Genomic DNA, 16,456 nt, shown 5'->3' on the forward strand with positions numbered 1-16,456 from the left:
CAATCTACAGCCTGTGACTACATATTCATATTAAGTTATCGAATGCCAAGCGCCATTTTAGCATAACGCGACATCTTATCTTTCGACCAAGGCGGATTCCAGACGATATTTACGTCTACATCCTTTACTTCCGGTAGATCGGAAACGGCCGTCTTCACTTGGTCGACGATGACCGGTCCGAGCGGGCAGCCAAGTGAAGTTAGCGTCATAGTAACCGTCAAGGCACCTTCTTCATTCATATCTACATCGTAGACAAGCCCTAAGTTGACAATGTCGATCCCTAATTCCGGGTCAATGACGTTTTCAAGTGCACCCATGATACTTTCTTTTAAATCCTGGTCCATACTGAACCCCCATTTCAAACTATAGTGTGTTCATCATATCAAAACTTCATAGAAACATTCAAATGGTCTGCAAGCCAATCTACTGAAGCGAGCATTCCTTCGCGGGAAACGGCATGACCTGCATTCGCTTCACGCATGAAATGTAGCCGATTCGGCACTTCTTGATAATCAGCACGAATCGCTTCGTAGAAATTATGCGTCGGAGCAAACGGGACGGTCAGGTCTTGTTCTCCGTGCCAGAAGAATAGAGGACGCTGCTTCAATGTTTGTTGATGCTTCGTTAAATCTACATACTCGAGAGTAGCGAAAATCTTTTCACGCTCTTCAGCCGTCATCGGCAGTGTGAATCCTTTTGACTCATATTGTTTGATCTGTGCTTTTGCTAATTGAACATAGCCTGGCGCACCCATCATGACAGCAGCCACATCAATCCATGGGTATAATTTCAACGCACCAAGCGTCGTTATGCCCCCCATCGATGTACCAGCCACTCCAATTTTCCCTTCGGTGGCAAAGCCGCGTTCAACCGCTTCTTCTTTTAGTTCTTTCAGTTCTTCAAGCGAAGTCAATACAATTTCCCAGAAACGGAGCGTGATCTGGACATCATCGATTTCTTCAGAGCGTTCTCCGTGTAAAAGTGCATCGGGTAAAATTACGCGCAAGCCTTTCTCTGCTAAGTTATAAGCATAATGCAGATTATGTTCTTTCGCACTTGTATGGCCGTGCAAAAAGAAGACTACTGGAACCTGCTTTTCAAAGTTTTCTTCTGTTGCGACATGCAATAGAGGGATTTTGCCCCACTGTTCCCGTTCTACTCTCATTTGTCCCACTTCCCTATCCTTCATTCATATTAAATCGTAACAAAGTTTTTTCTCAAAAACAAAAATGAGGAATGGAGTTTGACTTAATTTGACTTGTGTACATAGGAAAAGCTACACTTTTCTTAGAAAAGAAAGGGGTTTGATTCAATGGAACGGCATTTAATCGTCTTGGATTTAGATGGAACCTTATTAACAGATGAGAAAATTATCTCCGAAAAGACTGAGCAAACCTTGCGGAAAGCAGTAGAAGCCGGTCATGAAATCATGATTGCGACCGGCCGTCCATATCGTGCAAGTGAGCCATATTATAAGCAATTGAATATGCGGACACCAATCGTCAACTTTAACGGTGCTTTCGTCCATCATCCAAAGGACCGATCATTTAAAACCGCACACGAGGCGATTTCCCTTCCGGTCGTCCAAGAAGTGGTTGAGTCTTTAAGTAATTTCCGTTTTCAAAATATCGTAGCGGAAGTGAAGGATGATGTATACGTCCATCACCACGATGAGAAGCTCTTGAACATCTTTGGCTTTGGAGAACCGAATGTAACGATCGGCGACCTTCGGAATTATTTGAAGGATGATCCGACAAGTTTACTCATACAATCTGATGAAGAGTATGTCCCGCAAATCCGCCAGCACTTGGAAGAGGTCCACGCGGAAGTGATCAACCACCGTAGATGGGGTGCCCCATTTCATGTAATTGAAATTGTACGGAACGGGTTGAATAAAGCAGTCGGCCTTTCAAAAGCTGCTTCCTACATGGGAATTCCAAAGGAACGGATCATTGCCTTCGGAGACGAAGATAATGACTTGGAAATGATTGAATACGCAGGTATAGGTGTGGCAATGGGCAACGCCATTGATCCATTGAAGAACATTGCCAATGAAATTACGCTGACAAATAACGAAGATGGAATTGCCGAATTACTGATCGACAGGCTAAAATTATAATTAGACCATTTAATAAGGAACAAGTGAATAACTTATATAAAAAAAGGGGGATTCAAATGAAAATTTACGCAGATAGTGCAAGTGATTTACCAAAGTCTTTTTTCGAGGAAAATGATGTCATACTTTTCCCTCTCCGTGTACATATTGATGAAGAGGAGTACGACGATCTGATTACGATCGATCCGAAACAAGTTTATGACGAGATTCGTGGTGGTAAACATCCAAAGACGTCTCAAGCTTCACCGGAATTATTCATGCAAAAGTTTACGGAGCTTGCTCAATCCGGTGAGGAAGGCATCTATATCGCATTATCCTCCGAATTGTCGGGCACGCATAACACCGCTGTCATGGTGAGAGAACAAGTGAAGGAAGAATACCCGGACTTGAAATTGACCATCATCGACTCAAAGTGTGCTTCACTTGGAATCGGTCTACTGATTAAGGAAGCCGTACGCTTACGTAAAGCTGGCGATCCATTAGGGCAAATCGAGGAGAAAATTCGTTTCATGGCCGAGCATATGGAACATCTTTTCACTGTTGAAGACCTCGATTACTTAGCACTAGGTGGACGAGTATCTAAAGCAAGTGCATTTATTGGCGGCTTATTGAATATTAAGCCTTTATTGCACGTTGAAGACGGTAAGTTGGTTCCGATCGAGAAACATCGCGGCCGTAAGAAAGTGCTTAAAAGAATCGTGGATTTAATGGCAGAACGTGGCGAGAAACTGCATGAACAAACGATTGCCATTAGTCATGCGGACGATGAGTCAATAGCGCTGGACTTAAAGTCGGCTATTGAGGAAGCATTCAATCCAAAAGCGGTTGAAATCTACATGATTGGTTCAGTCATCGGTGCACATACCGGTCCTGGGACAGTTTCCGTATTCTTCTTGAATAAATTACAATAACCTGAAAGCTCCGATCAGGCATGGCTTATTTGTCCTGCTGTTCGGAGCTTTACTCTTCTTGAATGGAGGTTTTCGCATGAAAATTATCGTGGTCGGGGCAGTTGCAGGCGGTGCAACCGCGGCTTCCCAAATCCGTCGAGTATTACCTGATGCTGAAATTACGGTCTATGACAAAGGCAGTACGATGTCATTCGGTAACTGTGGAATGCCCTATGTGATTGGCGGGGTCATCGAGGACAAGAAAAAGATCATTTCCGCCACGCCCGAGAGTTTTAAGGAGAAAAAGAACATAGAGGTTTACGTTCACCATGAGGTAGTCCGCATCGACCGGAAACAAAAATTGGTTGAAGTGAAAAATGTACAGACTGGCAAATCCTTTACAGATTCGTACGATAAGTTAATCCTCTCTCCAGGAGGTTCAGCTAGACGACCGACTTACGAGGGAATGGATACAGCGGACGTTTTCACTCTTCGAAGCTATGACGATATGGAAGAAATTCTGTCTTATATTCACGAGAAAAAGCCGTCTTCCTGTGCAGTTGTTGGTGGGGGCTTCATCGGGGTGGAGTTGGCTGAGGTGCTCCATGAACAGGGAATTTCCGTCAGTGTCATTGAGCGCAACAAACACATGATGTCGATCCTGGATCCTGAAATCGCTGTTTTGTTGGATGAAGAGCTTCGGAATAACGGTGTTGCGCTTCACAGGGAGACGGAGATTGCCAATATTAATGGATCGAAATTGACGTTGAAAAATGGTGACGTCGTAGAGGCGGATTTTGTCATGATGAGTGTCGGAATTATTGCCAATACCGAATTAGCGGAAGCTGCTGGCCTCGAAATTGGTGAGACTGGCGGCATCGTTACGAATGATGTCATGCAAACGACCGACCCGGATATTTACGCCATCGGGGATGCAGCGGAAAACAAAGAATGGTTCACCGGCAAGCCGAAGCGTGTTCCCCTCGCGTGGCATGCACATAGACAGGCATATATTGTCGCGAAGCATTTAGAAGGAAAACCCGTGAGAATCAAAGGATTACTTGGCACCTCGATTTCTAAAGTATTCTCACAATCAGTCGCCATGACAGGCATGACGGATGATATGCTTGAGGAAGAAGGAATACCTTTCAAAACCGTATTGCATAAAAGTAAAACGAATGCCGGCTATTACCCGGACCACGCGAATATTACGTTGAAAGTTACGTACCACGCTGAAACTCGTAAAGTTTTAGGAGCACAAGCATTTGGTGGAAAAGGAATTGATAAGCGCATCGATGTCATCGCAACCGCCATTTTCGGCGGCCTCACAGTCGATGATTTAGCTGCACTCGAACTTAGCTACTCCCCACCGTACTCATCACCGAAAGATCCAGTCAATATGGTCGGTTATAAAGCGGAGTAATATGAAAAAAGCTGGCGGATTGCTCCCGCCAGCTTTTCTATTTGGACGATTCTTCTTTACGTTTCTTCCCTTGTCTCCATACCAATGTAAGGAAACCAATAAATAGAATCCACACGAGGATTAAGGCTAAAATATATCCTTTATTGATCCCCCGGTCTTCATTCACAATGAACACTTCAGCAGTCTCACGATCCATAGTGATATTGAACTTATAGTCTACTGGACGTACGATATCACCGTCTAACAATCCACGAAGAATTGAATCACTCTCGCCGATTACAGTGTCATCCAATTCCACGACATGCGTTTCACTTGTGTTATTAACGGCGATGATCCATGTCTCTTCATCATTCCAACGCTTGTACACCATCATGCCGTCCTCGTTTTTCAGCAATTCGTATTTTCCGCTGCGCAATGCCTCGGATTCATTACGTAAATAATTCAAATCGGCAATATGTTTTATTAGTTCATCATCAGACTTAAAACTTAGAATCGGGTGTGATTCAGGTGCTTTTTCCCCATTCACCGCAATTTCTGTACCGTATTGAATGACCGGTGTACCCGGTAATGTCAAAAATGTTGTCATGATTAGGTTCCACCGAGTCGGCGGGAACATGCGCTCACTTACGATATCATACGTAAAACGGGAGTCGAACGGAGTGTCTACATAGATAGCTGCTGTATTTTCGTTGGATACCGGTAGGTCACTTAATTGCGACGATGGTTGATCAAACGCTACAAACAGTTCACGCAGAATCTCCTCCGTCTGGTCGTACATAGCCAAATCGAAGTTTGCCCCCGTATCTCCATCTCCCATAACATAAGCAGAAGGCTCTGCATCTTTTATTGCTCCAATAAGGTCATTCAGGAATTCCGTATCGATTCCATCCGTAGCAATAAGACGGACCCCATCTAAGTTATGTGTGGAAATAAAACCGACAACCGCATTCGTTAAGGCTTCCCTCACCTCAGGCAAATCGAGGTTCCAGTCAATCGTTCCATCTTCATTCGGCAGAGCCCAATTTTCATTCGAGGTCCAAATATGTTGAGCACTTACTCGGCTTAAAGGGATGTCCACAGTGATTTTCATATCTAACTCATGAGCTGCATCAACTAACGCCTTTAAATCCTCTGGCGTTCCGAAATGCTCCTCAATCGTGTCATAGCTCAATGCCAAACGACCGTCATAACGCTCCGTATCAAAGATCGGACCAAGATTGACAACCGTGAAGCCCATATCATTTAAGTACGTCAGCTTCTCTTTGACACCAAGTAGATCTCCCCCATTGAATGCGTTAGGGTCTTTGTAATCTACATCGAAATTATTGTCATTTGTATAATTAAAAAAGCGATCGACAAGCAAATCATACACACTCTCATCAACGATAGTGCGTTGCCCGTCAGCGTATGTTGCAGGTGCAATAGACGTTAGTAATAGTATAGCCGCCAGTACAGCGGTAAATTTCAATCGTTTCACAAGCTGTCCTCCTTCGAACAACGTTCCTCCGTCATTTTACCAAACTTGGCCTGCCACCTGCACATCTTTCAGCAGGAAAACATGGATTTGCCAAGAGATTTCGACAAACTTGTGAAGAGTGGTTTCCAGGAATAGGGGATGTGAGCATTGGGTGGGGTTATCCGAGCATAGAAGCGATGTATCCGAGCATTGGATCGGGTTATCCGAGCATAGCGGCCTGGTAAGCGATCATTGGTCCGGGCTATCCGAGCATAGGAGCGATGCATCCGAGCATAGGAGCGATGCATCCGAGCATTGGATCGGGCTATCCGAGCATAGCGGCCGGGTAAGCGATCATTGGTCCGGGTTATCCGAGCATAGAAGCGATGTATCCGAGCATTGGATCGGGCTATCCGAGCATAGGAGCAATGCATCCGAGCATTGGAGCGATGTATCCGAGCATAGGGGGTGTTCTTCCGTGCATTGGAGAATTTATTACGCGTGCTGACATCTACGGAAGCGTGGAAGGATTGGATTCGAAGCACAGTCTACAGCTTCAACGAAGGATATTTCCACAAATGGGTCCATCCGTCCATAAGTACCTCGTATATGCCCATATCCACCCATATATCCTCGCGCTCCCGTCACCAACTAAAAAAACCGCCCCCGAAAGGACGGTTATTCTGTCTGCTCATCACCAGCCGATTGGTAAATGGATTCCCATTCCAACTGTCAATACTAAGAACACGATGAACAAGATGAGGAACATGGTTGAGGGTTTGCCCTTTTTCTTGCGGACAAGTGCCATCTCTGCCATACCGATTGTCAATAGGCCAAGCAGGAATTTAACTCCGTACTGTGCCGGATCGTGAGCTGAAAATTTGAAGAATAATAGAGCTCCGGAAATCACGATCAATACGTAAAACAGGCGCGTAATCATATGTACGATTTTTTGCGCTTTGGCGTCAGCGGGCATGAAGTATGCCACGAAGAATAAAATGATGCCGACAACCCATGTGAAAATATGAAAATGTGTAGTCAAGTGGTTCACCTCTCGTCATTAATCCTTCCCTATCGTACCACATTTCATTTAGGCAAGGCATGTTTGAAGACATGCTTAAACGAATGTGTTGGAAAGGGTGCCGATCCCTTCAATCGATACTTTTACCGTATCACCGGCTTTCAAGAATGTCGGAGGTTTCATTCCTTTACCGACACCTGCAGGCGTACCCGTTAAGATCACATCACCCGGCTCTAATGTCACATATTTGGAAATCTCCGCAATCAGATCCTCTACCTTGAAGATCATATCCTCTGTACTGCCGTTTTGGCGCACTTCTCCATTCACCTTCGTCACGACAGTCAACTTTTGTGGATCCGCAATTTCCTCTTTCGTTACAAGATAAGGACCCATCGGGCAGGAACCATCCAAACTCTTTCCTAAGAAATACTGTTGGTGCTTGGATTGCAAATCGCGTGCTGTTACATCGTTCGCAATCGTATAACCGAATATATAGTCATAGGCCATTTTCTTTGGAATATTGCGGCCGGTTTTCCCGATCACTACTGCCAATTCCCCTTCGTAATCGAGGTTGGAAGTGACGTCGGCATGGACCGGGATTTCCTGGTCATGCGCAGCAATGGAAGTCGGCGATTTCGTGAAGACGACGATGTCTTCAGGGGCTGAAGCAGCACCCATTTCTTTCGCATGGTCGTTATAGTTTTTTCCGACACAAAGGATGTTTTTCGGTGTCCTCGGAATTGGTGAAAGCCATTCGATTTCTTGGAATGAACGCTTAAAACGCGCCGGATTTTCATCTTTATTCGCCGCATCGACGAGCTTCCGAACTTGTTCCAAAAAGTCAAAGCCCATTTCGATTCCTTTCAGGATGGTCGATGGGAAAGACGGGAGCACATTCAATTCGTCTTGGATCTGGCATACATCCCAGACTGCCTCCTCCTTTTTCACCTTCGGCCCAAAGCATACGTTACCATCGTGTTGAAAAGTCAATAACTTCATCCGATTTAACATCCTTTCATTCTTTTAATATAGTATACGACACATAATGCCATTTTCCTTTAATTTGTCGGAAGTTTACCATACGTCATTTTCCGCCATACCCATTCAAACGGTCCATACTTGAATTTCATGAACCAAAGCTCTGCAAAGATGACTTGGATGACAAAGATGCCTACGGCGAGCCACGTACCAGTCGCGACATCCACTTTTCCATAAAGGCCGAGGCCATACGAATAAAAGATTAAAGTTGCTATGATTGACTGCATTAAATACGTTGTAAAGGACATACGGCCAGCCCTTGCAACTGGGCGAAGAACAACCCGGAAGAGCGGGATCTGGCAAAGAAGAGCGATCAACGCCCCATACCCTACAGCTACGAAAGGTCCGCCGATTGAGTCTTGGACGGTGACAGTGAGCAAATCGGCTCCTCCAATATAAGGCAGCATTTTCAAAGCAAAGCCAATTCCGAATGAAACAATCGATGTCACTATCCAGAACGTCAACTTCTCTCCTGTCCGTTCGATCAGCTTCGCTTTAGCTGCAGCTGCACCAATCATCGTAAAAGGAAGAATTGTCGACAAAATCATCAGTGGAAGGATAATCGGTTGATTCGCATAAAACCAATCTCCGGCACGCTGTACGAAAATTTCACCCCATGAGCCGTTTGCATAGGCGGCAATTGAGCTTTCAATTTTCGTGATATCCACGTATGCCATATCGAATGATGGAATCTTGGATACAAAAAACGCTAAACCGACTAAAATGGCTTGCCCAATTCCAAATAGTACCGCTGCAATGGCAGTTAGCCATTTAGCTGAAAGTTTAAGCAAACCGAATAGGGCAAAACCGGTTATTGCATAAGTGATCAATATGTCCCCAGACCACACGAAGAAGGCGTGGAACATCCCGAACAACAACAATACAGAGAGTCTGCGAACGGCAAGCGGTGTAAAAGAAATCCCCCGCTCCACCGTTTTTCGGTGCTGCATGGCAAGTCCATAGCCGAACAACATCGAGAATAGCGGATAGAAGCTCGCCTGGACAAAAATATCAATCCAACGGAACGCCTCCTTATCTGCCGGTACTGTAAACCATGAATACGGATCGATATAGTAAAACGGTGTATGGAACAACAGCATGTTGGCGATGAAGATGCCGAGCAGGGCGAATCCGCGCATCATATCGATGGCGATAACCCGTTCCTGCAGCGGCGTCGGTGTTAAATTCAAGTCATTTCCCCCTATCGCGAATTACAAAACGAGCGTTCGATCCGCGTCAAATAAATAAAGGATTTTCTCTTTAATCTGTATGCCTAAAATTTCTGAAATAGCCTTTTCGTATAAAGAAAGCTGGACATCATACCGATTTTGCATTTCCTGGACAAGTTCCTCTTCCGAACCGAATCTTCCGCGCACCCGGTCTGTTTTATAATCCAACAGCACCCAGCCATCCTTTTCCTTGAATAGGCAATCCGCAATCCCCTGCAGGATTTGGATATCGCCATCGTCATCCGGCATGCCATAAGTGAATGGCATTTCACGGCGAACTTCCAACGAACTTCGAAGACGTGCAGCAACTTCATGTTTAAAGAAGTTTACAATCGACTGTGCGTGGATCGCATTTACCTCTTCCTCTGTCAGCAGCTGACGTCTGACCAATTCGTCTATCAACGTTCGAACCGTAGCGGCTGTATGTTTTTCATTCAAATCGATATGCTGCATGATCGTGTGCATCGCTGTACCGATTTCGGCAGAAGACAACCGGCGATCTTGCATGAATTGCGGACGCTCGTGCATATACATTGGTCGGATTTCATCATCTCTGGTAAAGAACGGATCCCGTTCCTCCTCCAACTCAAGCTGAGCGAGCCTCTTCAATTCACTGACCGACCGTTTCGTTTTCTTTGTTACGGACGATTCGTGATGATAGCGAGCATCAAAACGTTCAGTGACTGTCTTCAACAACTCCGGATCCGGCTTCTCGGACAGCATCGTCTGTAGTGTTTTCTGCTCATCCGTTTCTTCCTTCTCATACATACCAGTAAGCTCAGATGTATGGATCGCCGTGACTTCCCATTTCGAAGGATCATCACGCCAACTTCCACCTTCCATCAGGCCGAACTTTTCGAAATCCGGATGGCGGGCAACTGAAGGTCCAATCCAATCTAAATAACTGTTCGCTCGTGAACGTGTATATTCCGGCAACATTTCAGCCGGATCTATTAACTGTGCTTCCTGCCATTTCGGCAACAGCTTCTCCAAGCTTTTCGTATTCGAGACTAAAATCAGCTTTTCCTTCGCCCGTGTCATTGCCACATACAGGACACGCATTTCCTCCGCCTTCATTTCAAGCTGCTTCCGCTCCTTCATCGCCAAAAATGGTAATGACGTGTATTGAATCCGCTTTTCAGGATCAATCGCCTTCACAGCGAGTCCAAAGTCTTTGTCAAATAAATACGGCTGATGGAAATCGAGCTTATTGAACTGTCGACCAATTCCAGCGATGAAAACAACCGGGAATTCGAGTCCTTTCGATGAGTGGATTGTCATGAGCCTGACCACATTTTCCTTCTCACTCATCCCTTTTGCTGCGCCTAAATCATCTCCACGACGGCGCATCCGGTCGATGAACCGTAAGAATCGGAAGAGCCCACGGAATGATGTACGCTCGTAATCGATTGCCCGGTCATGCAATGCCCGTAAATTCGCTTGACGCTGCTTGCCGTTTGGCATAGCCCCGACCATTTCGAAGTAATGCGTATCCAAATACACTCGCCAGATTAGCTCTGACAACGAACCGCGACGGGCCAAATTGCGCCATTCCTCGAACTGTAAATAGAAGCGCTGCAGCTTTTCCTGTGTTTGCAAGTTGACGCCGCTCCGTTCATTGCGCATGAACAGCTTCACTGCTTCATAGAACGGTTCCTTCGGTGCTGCCAGCCTGATTTTCGCAAGCTCATTATCCGTGAGGCCTACAAACGGTGCACGGAGTACGGATGCCAATGGTACGTCTTGATATGGGTTATCGATCACACGGAGCGTGTTCAACATGATCATCACTTCGAGTGCATCAAAATACCCTTTTTTGAGTTCCGTATATACAGGAATCCCTGCCAGCTTGAACTCTTCCGTAATTTCGCCAGACCAAGTCATGGAACGCATGAGAACGACGATGTCCCGGTACTCAATCGGCCGCTTCTTCCCTGACCACGGGTCCATCACCAACGTTTCCGATTCGACGAGTTCTTTGATCCGCCTCACCATGAAGCGCGCTTCGATTTGGGATTTCTTCAGTTCCTCCTCCGTAAGCTCAGTCGCGTCTTCCACCAGTTCGTCCGTTTCGGGCTCATCCGAATAAAGGATTGCAAGCTCGACCGGCATATCCGTCTCATCATACGGTGCCTTCGGCTTGAGTGCCGCCGCTTCATCATAATCGATCTCCCCGACGCGCTCACCCATCACTTGAGAGAAAATATAATTCGTGCCGTGCAAAACCTCCTTGCGGCTCCGGAAGTTAGCATTCAAGTCTATCTTATAGCCTGAATCGGCAGCCGGATCCGTCGAGAAGCGCAAATACTTATTCAAAAACAGCATCGGCTCGGCAAGACGGAAACGGTAGATTGACTGTTTTACGTCTCCAACCATGAATAAGTTCCCGTTTTCTTCGTCGCCCGTTTTCACCAATTGAATAATGGTTTCCTGCAGCATGTTCGTATCCTGGTATTCGTCAACTAATACTTCCTTGAAGCGTTGGCGATAGTCTTTTGCAATCAAAGACGGTTTCAACCTTCCATTCTCTTCAATTGCCAAAACTTCTAACGCATAATGCTCCAAATCCGAAAAGTCGACGAGGCCACGGTCAACCTTCACCGCCTCATATCGTTTGCCGAACTCGATGGTCAATTCAACAAGCCTTTGCATGGAAGGGGCCATCAGCCGGATTTCATCGAGTAAACGGGCAGGCGTTCTGGCAAAGAAAGATTCACGTAAACCATTGACCAATTTCTTTGTTTGGTCACGAAGAGCTTTCGCCCGGTCCTTTAACGCATCATCGCAGGAATCCTTCGGTACCCGGCCTGCAGTCATCCATTTTATCGTCTGGAAATATTCATATGTTTCCTGCCAATTGCCGCTTGAAATACGATAGATCGCTTCTTGCAGCATGATTCGGTCCTGCTCGGCAGTGTCGCCTAATGCAGAGGGACCGTTCGGCATAATGGCAATCCGTCTTACTTCTTCTGTAAGCGCGACCGCTTCCTCCAATGTATGGCGGATCGTCAACTTCAGCGGGTCAATGAAGGGCAGCTCGTCTACAGTAATCCCATCCGGTAAGTCATACTCCTCCGGAATGGAACGAAGCCAACGTTCAGGTGACGGATGGACACGGGAGTAATCGTATAGACGGTCGATCAACATCTCGATCGCCTTATCATCGCGGTCACCGGTAAAACTATCGGACAAACGGTAAATCGCTTCCGGATTATCCGAGCTGTATGCTTCCTCTAATACATCTTCCAAAATATCATCCCGTAACAACGCCGCTTCCGTTTCATTGGCGATACGGAATCCTGGATCGATATCCAGCAAATAAGCGTATTGCCGTACGACATTCAGGCAGAAGGAGTGCAGCGTGGAAATCTGCGCTTTATTCAACAAACTGAGCTGTTTTCGTAAATGGTCTGACGTCGGATTTTCAGCAATCGCCTTTTCCAAGGCAGCGGCCATCCGGTGGCGCATTTCAGCTGCTGACGCATTCGTGAAGGTCACAACAAGGAGTTCATCGACATCAATCGGGTTCTTCAAATCGAGCACTTTCTCGATCATCCGGTTGATCAGTACTGCCGTCTTCCCGGAACCTGCTGCGGCGGAGACGAGGATATCCTTCCCCTTCGCCCATATGGCGTTCCACTGGTCGTCCGTCCACGTCACATCATTCGGTTTAGTTGGAATGATCATCCGGCTGCACCTCCTTCCTGATTTTCTCGATCATCTCTTCCGGTTTCTGCTCATGGAGCGGACGGTATTTCGATGCCGGATCGGTCGGGTCAAATTGACAAACGGACCGATACGAGCAAAATTGGCATGGCATTTTATCTTTCATTCGATACGGCAGAACATCTGCATTCCCTTCAAGCATTTCGTTGCCCGCTTGTTGGTGCTTTTTCCGTACGAATAAACGCATGAGCTGCATATCATCGCCGGAGAGGATTTTCGACTGCGATTTCGACAGCGTCTGGTCCTTATTCATGCGTACCGGAATGATGGACGAGAAGCCCTCCATGTCCTGATCCATTTCTGTAACGACTTCCGGGTCGTCCAGTACATAGCCCTTCATTTTGAATGAACGGAGCAATTCCGATTCCATCCGGGAGTCCGTTAACTCCTCATTCGGCTTCAGCATCGGGTTATGGATGTGTACATATAAAACGCCGGCAGGGGAAGCTTCCTCATCGAGCCAGACTTTCGAGTTGTCCAGCGCCACGTCCAAATACGTCAGCATCTGTAAACTCAAGCCGTAATACACTTCATTCAAGTCAAGTGCCCTTGAAGAGGATTTGTAATCGACAATGCGCACATACGGCTTGCCGTTCACACGTGTCGCATCGACCCGGTCAATCCGTCCACGCAGTTTCATCGATTCCCCACGTTTCAACGGAATCTGAAGCGGCGGCAGCTGTTCTCCTGGCCCGAAGCCCGCTTCGACCGCAACCGGGACGAAACCGGACACTTTCGAATGCTGGCTAAGCGAATACAGGGTTCGCTGCACGATTTGCTGCAGCTTCCGTTTGATATATACGTAACGGTTCGTACTTAACAAGATTTGATTGAAGAAATAAGGCGCAATCTGATCGACTGCGTTCCGCGCGAGCGACCAGCATTCTTCCTTCGAAAGTTGCGACCATGACTTACCAGATTGAAGAGTTTCGTCGGATACCCATTTCAACGCCGCATGGAACAGGTCTCCGATTGCTGGTGCCTCCAACTCATAATGCGGGCGTTCCTGCAGCTGCAAGCCGTACGAAGCGAAATGCTGGAACGGGCAGCTGTAATACGATTCCACACGGGAAACACTCGAAGTGAATGATTCTCCGTACAATTCCTTCGTCAGTTCCGGATATAGTTTTTCGGTTGCCCTTTGATCCCGTAGCGGGAAAATGACGCGTTCTACTACTGAAGACCAGTATGGATCATCCTCGTAATAAGCAAGCACAGCACGCCACTCCGGAGAAAGTTCCCCTTCTACTTCGGCTTGGCGGATTTGCATAGCTACAAATGGAAGCGTAGGACGCGGATGGCTAATATAGTCCATCTGATTGTCCTCTGGCAGCTCTGTCGGGTCAATCGCCGCAAGTTGAATGTCGGTTCCTGGAAGAAGCTGTTGAAGACGGTTGATATAGAGAGATGGCATGAGCGCTTTCCCCTCTTCATCCGCCACCGGATACGTCACGATCAGCTTTTCTTGCGGTGTGGTGAAGGCACGGTACGCCATGAATGTCTCGTCCATGAGCCGCATTTTCGATGTCGGCGCAAGCTCCAATCCGATTTGCATGAACAGCTCACGTTCCGAGTCCGAAAGCAGTCCCTCCTGGTCAATTCTTCGTGGCAAGACACCGTCATTTACTCCGATGACGAACACGGCTTTCATGTTCATCACCCTGGAAATATCGATGGTCGTTACGGTCACTTGGTCCATTGAAGGCGGAATCCGGGCGAATTCGAGTGTATCGAACCCTTCGTCCAAAATCTTCGCGAACTGTTCGAGCGGCATTTCCGTCTCCCCGAACATCAAGACAAACTGATCCAACACTTCAATCCATTGGTTCCATGCCTGATCGTGTTCAGTCGCTGCCAACAGCTTGTCTTCCTTCTCTTCTTCCGTCCGCAAGTCGACCATCTTATCGTAAATATGCAAGTCTTCCATGAATGAGAATAATGCTTCCGCTACATCACGGCCCGTTCGGCAACGCTTCAGCCTTGCCTCCAAGTCCATGAGGGGATTGCGAATAAAATCCCGTACCTCATGGAGTTCCTTTTGAATATAGAGCTCCTCATCCGTCTGCACGGTCGTATGGAACTCAAGTCCACGGTAACGTTTGAACACCCACCGTTTCTCATCGAACCAGCGATCCCCGTATATTCCCTGGGAAATGACATAGTTCTCCAAACGGTCCGCACGCTCGCGCCATAGTTTTTTGTCCGCTCCATGCGGGAAGAACAGATCCGTCTTCACTGCCCGGAAAATCGGCTCATACTTCCAACCTGTCATGACCGCTTCTAAAACCGAGCGGCTGAACTCAATGAGTGGATGGTGAAGCATCGGCTTTTTCCGGCTAATGAAAACCGGGATCTCATATTGGGGGAATACCGTTTCAATCAATTCATCGTATACTTCCGGCTGGCGGTACAGGATGGCCATTTCACGGTAACGCATACCATCACGCATGAGTTCTCTGATTCGGCGAGCGAGTGCATGCACTTCCGCATGGCGGTTCGCGGCTTCGATAATTTGAACGTTGCCTTCATTTTCCTTAGCCACTGCTGGATGGTTATCGAACTCGGTTTCCAAATGGCTCAGGTCTTCATTGTGGAACCGGAGCGGAGAATCCATATAGAGCGGTTCCTCAATTTCCACCGATTCTTGTTGAGCGATTTCCATGATTCGTTCGCCTGTTCTGACAGGATTGAAGAATAAACGAGCATTATCCTGGCTATATTCTTCATCCATCGGCAATACAACCGTTACCCGTTTCGCATACTTCATGAGCTCCGCCACGATTTCCAACTCTCTTGTTGTAAATGTAACGAAACCGTCTATGTAAACATGAGATGATTTTATTAGGTCTGAGTGTTTGATTTGAGAAACTAATAATGCCAAATAGCCTTCACTGTCGACATAGGACGTGCCAAGTCTTGCATCGAGCGCATTCATGAGAATGGACAAATCGTCCGTTTTATCGATCAGCGTTCGTGGAGCGTTTGATACCATCAGCTTCTGATGAAGGTCCGGAATTTTCTCACAGTCAAGGCAATACCGGCTAAACTCTTTTAAAAGTTCCTCGATTTGATCAGTGAATCCGCGTTTCCCTGCGGCTTTCCGGAACATCTTAAACTCTTCCTGGTGCTCTTCTAACACACTACGGATGAGCATCCGATATCCGAAACCATTCACTTCCTTCCGGGTAATGCCCCCTGTTTCCTGAAGAACCCGCCATGCCAAGCGCTTAAATGTCGCAACTTGCGAGCGGATTAAACCTTTCACACCATAATGAGACGACAAACTATATTCTGCAGAATACGACATCTGGTCAGGAACAATCAGAAAGATCGGATCGCCCATTGGATCCTGTTCCATCATTTCCGCAATTTCTTGTTGAACATACGTCGTCTTCCCTGTACCGGTACGACCGGTGATCAACCTGAGCGACATGGACTCCCTCCTCTATATCAATCTTTCATATTTATATTGAAGCTATGTAACAACTAAAAAACCCCTTGTTTCCTACTTTCTATTTTACAGAATAGAAGTGTGAGTTGGAAACAAAACGGGGTTC

General features: G+C 46.7%; 12 protein-coding genes. 4 read left to right on the forward strand and 8 right to left on the reverse strand.

Going from position 1 to position 16,456, the window contains the following annotated elements; all coding sequences use genetic code 11:
* Nucleotides 1-35: 35 nt before the first annotated feature.
* Both ACFOZY_RS03560 and ACFOZY_RS03565 read right to left on the reverse strand, forming a co-directional pair.
* Nucleotides 36-344, reverse strand: coding sequence for a metal-sulfur cluster assembly factor (locus ACFOZY_RS03560; protein ID WP_378152337.1), 309 nt, complete (start codon nt 342-344; stop codon nt 36-38).
* A gap of 38 nt (nt 345-382) precedes the next feature.
* Nucleotides 383-1,189, reverse strand: a complete 807-nt coding sequence (locus ACFOZY_RS03565; RefSeq protein ID WP_378152339.1) for a prolyl oligopeptidase family serine peptidase — start codon at nt 1,187-1,189, stop codon at nt 383-385.
* A gap of 123 nt (nt 1,190-1,312) precedes the next feature.
* Here ACFOZY_RS03565 and ACFOZY_RS03570 point away from each other — a divergent pair, with 123 nt between their 5' ends.
* From ACFOZY_RS03570 to ACFOZY_RS03580, 3 genes are all read left to right on the forward strand, one after another.
* Nucleotides 1,313-2,119 carry a Cof-type HAD-IIB family hydrolase gene (locus tag ACFOZY_RS03570; RefSeq protein WP_378152341.1) on the forward strand — a complete coding sequence of 269 codons (807 nt, stop codon included), beginning with the start codon at nt 1,313-1,315 and terminating at the stop codon, nt 2,117-2,119.
* A gap of 56 nt (nt 2,120-2,175) precedes the next feature.
* Entirely contained in the window at nt 2,176-3,027 is an 852-nt protein-coding gene (locus tag ACFOZY_RS03575) for a DegV family protein (protein WP_378152343.1), read from the forward strand.
* A 76-nt stretch (nt 3,028-3,103) separates the two neighbouring features.
* Entirely contained in the window at nt 3,104-4,429 is a 1,326-nt protein-coding gene (locus ACFOZY_RS03580) for a CoA-disulfide reductase (RefSeq protein WP_378152345.1), read from the forward strand.
* A gap of 37 nt (nt 4,430-4,466) precedes the next feature.
* On the opposite strand, the gene ACFOZY_RS03585 is transcribed toward ACFOZY_RS03580, so the two are convergent.
* Complete coding sequence (locus tag ACFOZY_RS03585; RefSeq protein WP_378152347.1) at nt 4,467-5,906, reverse strand: alpha-amylase family glycosyl hydrolase; 1,440 nt, start codon at nt 5,904-5,906, stop codon at nt 4,467-4,469.
* A 151-nt stretch (nt 5,907-6,057) separates the two neighbouring features.
* Between ACFOZY_RS03585 and ACFOZY_RS03590 the strand changes: the two genes are divergently transcribed.
* Nucleotides 6,058-6,393 (forward strand): hypothetical protein, encoded by a 336-nt coding sequence (locus tag ACFOZY_RS03590; RefSeq protein ID WP_378152349.1) that lies wholly within the window; start codon nt 6,058-6,060, stop codon nt 6,391-6,393.
* A 186-nt stretch (nt 6,394-6,579) separates the two neighbouring features.
* Here ACFOZY_RS03590 and ACFOZY_RS03595 read toward each other — a convergent pair whose 3' ends face one another.
* From ACFOZY_RS03595 to addB, 5 genes are all read right to left on the reverse strand, one after another.
* Nucleotides 6,580-6,927 (reverse strand): YisL family protein, encoded by a 348-nt coding sequence (locus ACFOZY_RS03595; RefSeq protein WP_378152351.1) that lies wholly within the window; start codon nt 6,925-6,927, stop codon nt 6,580-6,582.
* Between the two features lie 75 nt (nt 6,928-7,002).
* A complete protein-coding gene (locus ACFOZY_RS03600) occupies nt 7,003-7,905 on the reverse strand; it encodes a fumarylacetoacetate hydrolase family protein (protein WP_378152353.1) in 903 nt (300 codons plus the stop codon).
* Between the two features lie 59 nt (nt 7,906-7,964).
* Nucleotides 7,965-9,134, reverse strand: a complete 1,170-nt coding sequence (locus tag ACFOZY_RS03605; RefSeq protein ID WP_378152355.1) for a DUF418 domain-containing protein — start codon at nt 9,132-9,134, stop codon at nt 7,965-7,967.
* Nucleotides 9,135-9,155: 21 nt separating this feature from the next.
* On the reverse strand, nt 9,156-12,860 hold the full coding sequence (gene addA / locus ACFOZY_RS03610) for a helicase-exonuclease AddAB subunit AddA (protein ID WP_378152357.1): 3,705 nt from the start codon (nt 12,858-12,860) through the stop codon (nt 9,156-9,158).
* Nucleotides 12,844-16,332 (reverse strand): helicase-exonuclease AddAB subunit AddB, encoded by a 3,489-nt coding sequence (gene addB, locus ACFOZY_RS03615; protein ID WP_378152359.1) that lies wholly within the window; start codon nt 16,330-16,332, stop codon nt 12,844-12,846. The genes addA and addB overlap by 17 nt, the downstream gene beginning before the upstream one ends.
* Nucleotides 16,333-16,456: the final 124 nt, after the last annotated feature.

The organism is Chungangia koreensis (assembly GCF_042651785.1).
GTDB lineage: Bacteria > Bacillota > Bacilli > Bacillales_A > Planococcaceae > Chungangia > Chungangia koreensis.

What these genes read in the sequence shown, in the direction of transcription:
- ACFOZY_RS03600 (WP_378152353.1), bottom strand. Translation starts at nt 7,905, where the DNA reads ATGAAGTTATTGACTTTTCAACACGATGGTAACGTATGCTTTGGGCCG.
- addB (WP_378152359.1), bottom strand. Translation starts at nt 16,332, where the DNA reads ATGTCGCTCAGGTTGATCACCGGTCGTACCGGTACAGGGAAGACGACG.
- addA (WP_378152357.1), bottom strand. Translation starts at nt 12,860, where the DNA reads ATGATCATTCCAACTAAACCGAATGATGTGACGTGGACGGACGACCAG.
- ACFOZY_RS03570 (WP_378152341.1), top strand. Translation starts at nt 1,313, where the DNA reads ATGGAACGGCATTTAATCGTCTTGGATTTAGATGGAACCTTATTAACA.
- ACFOZY_RS03565 (WP_378152339.1), bottom strand. Translation starts at nt 1,189, where the DNA reads ATGAAGGATAGGGAAGTGGGACAAATGAGAGTAGAACGGGAACAGTGG.
- ACFOZY_RS03580 (WP_378152345.1), top strand. Translation starts at nt 3,104, where the DNA reads ATGAAAATTATCGTGGTCGGGGCAGTTGCAGGCGGTGCAACCGCGGCT.
- ACFOZY_RS03560 (WP_378152337.1), bottom strand. Translation starts at nt 344, where the DNA reads ATGGACCAGGATTTAAAAGAAAGTATCATGGGTGCACTTGAAAACGTC.
- ACFOZY_RS03575 (WP_378152343.1), top strand. Translation starts at nt 2,176, where the DNA reads ATGAAAATTTACGCAGATAGTGCAAGTGATTTACCAAAGTCTTTTTTC.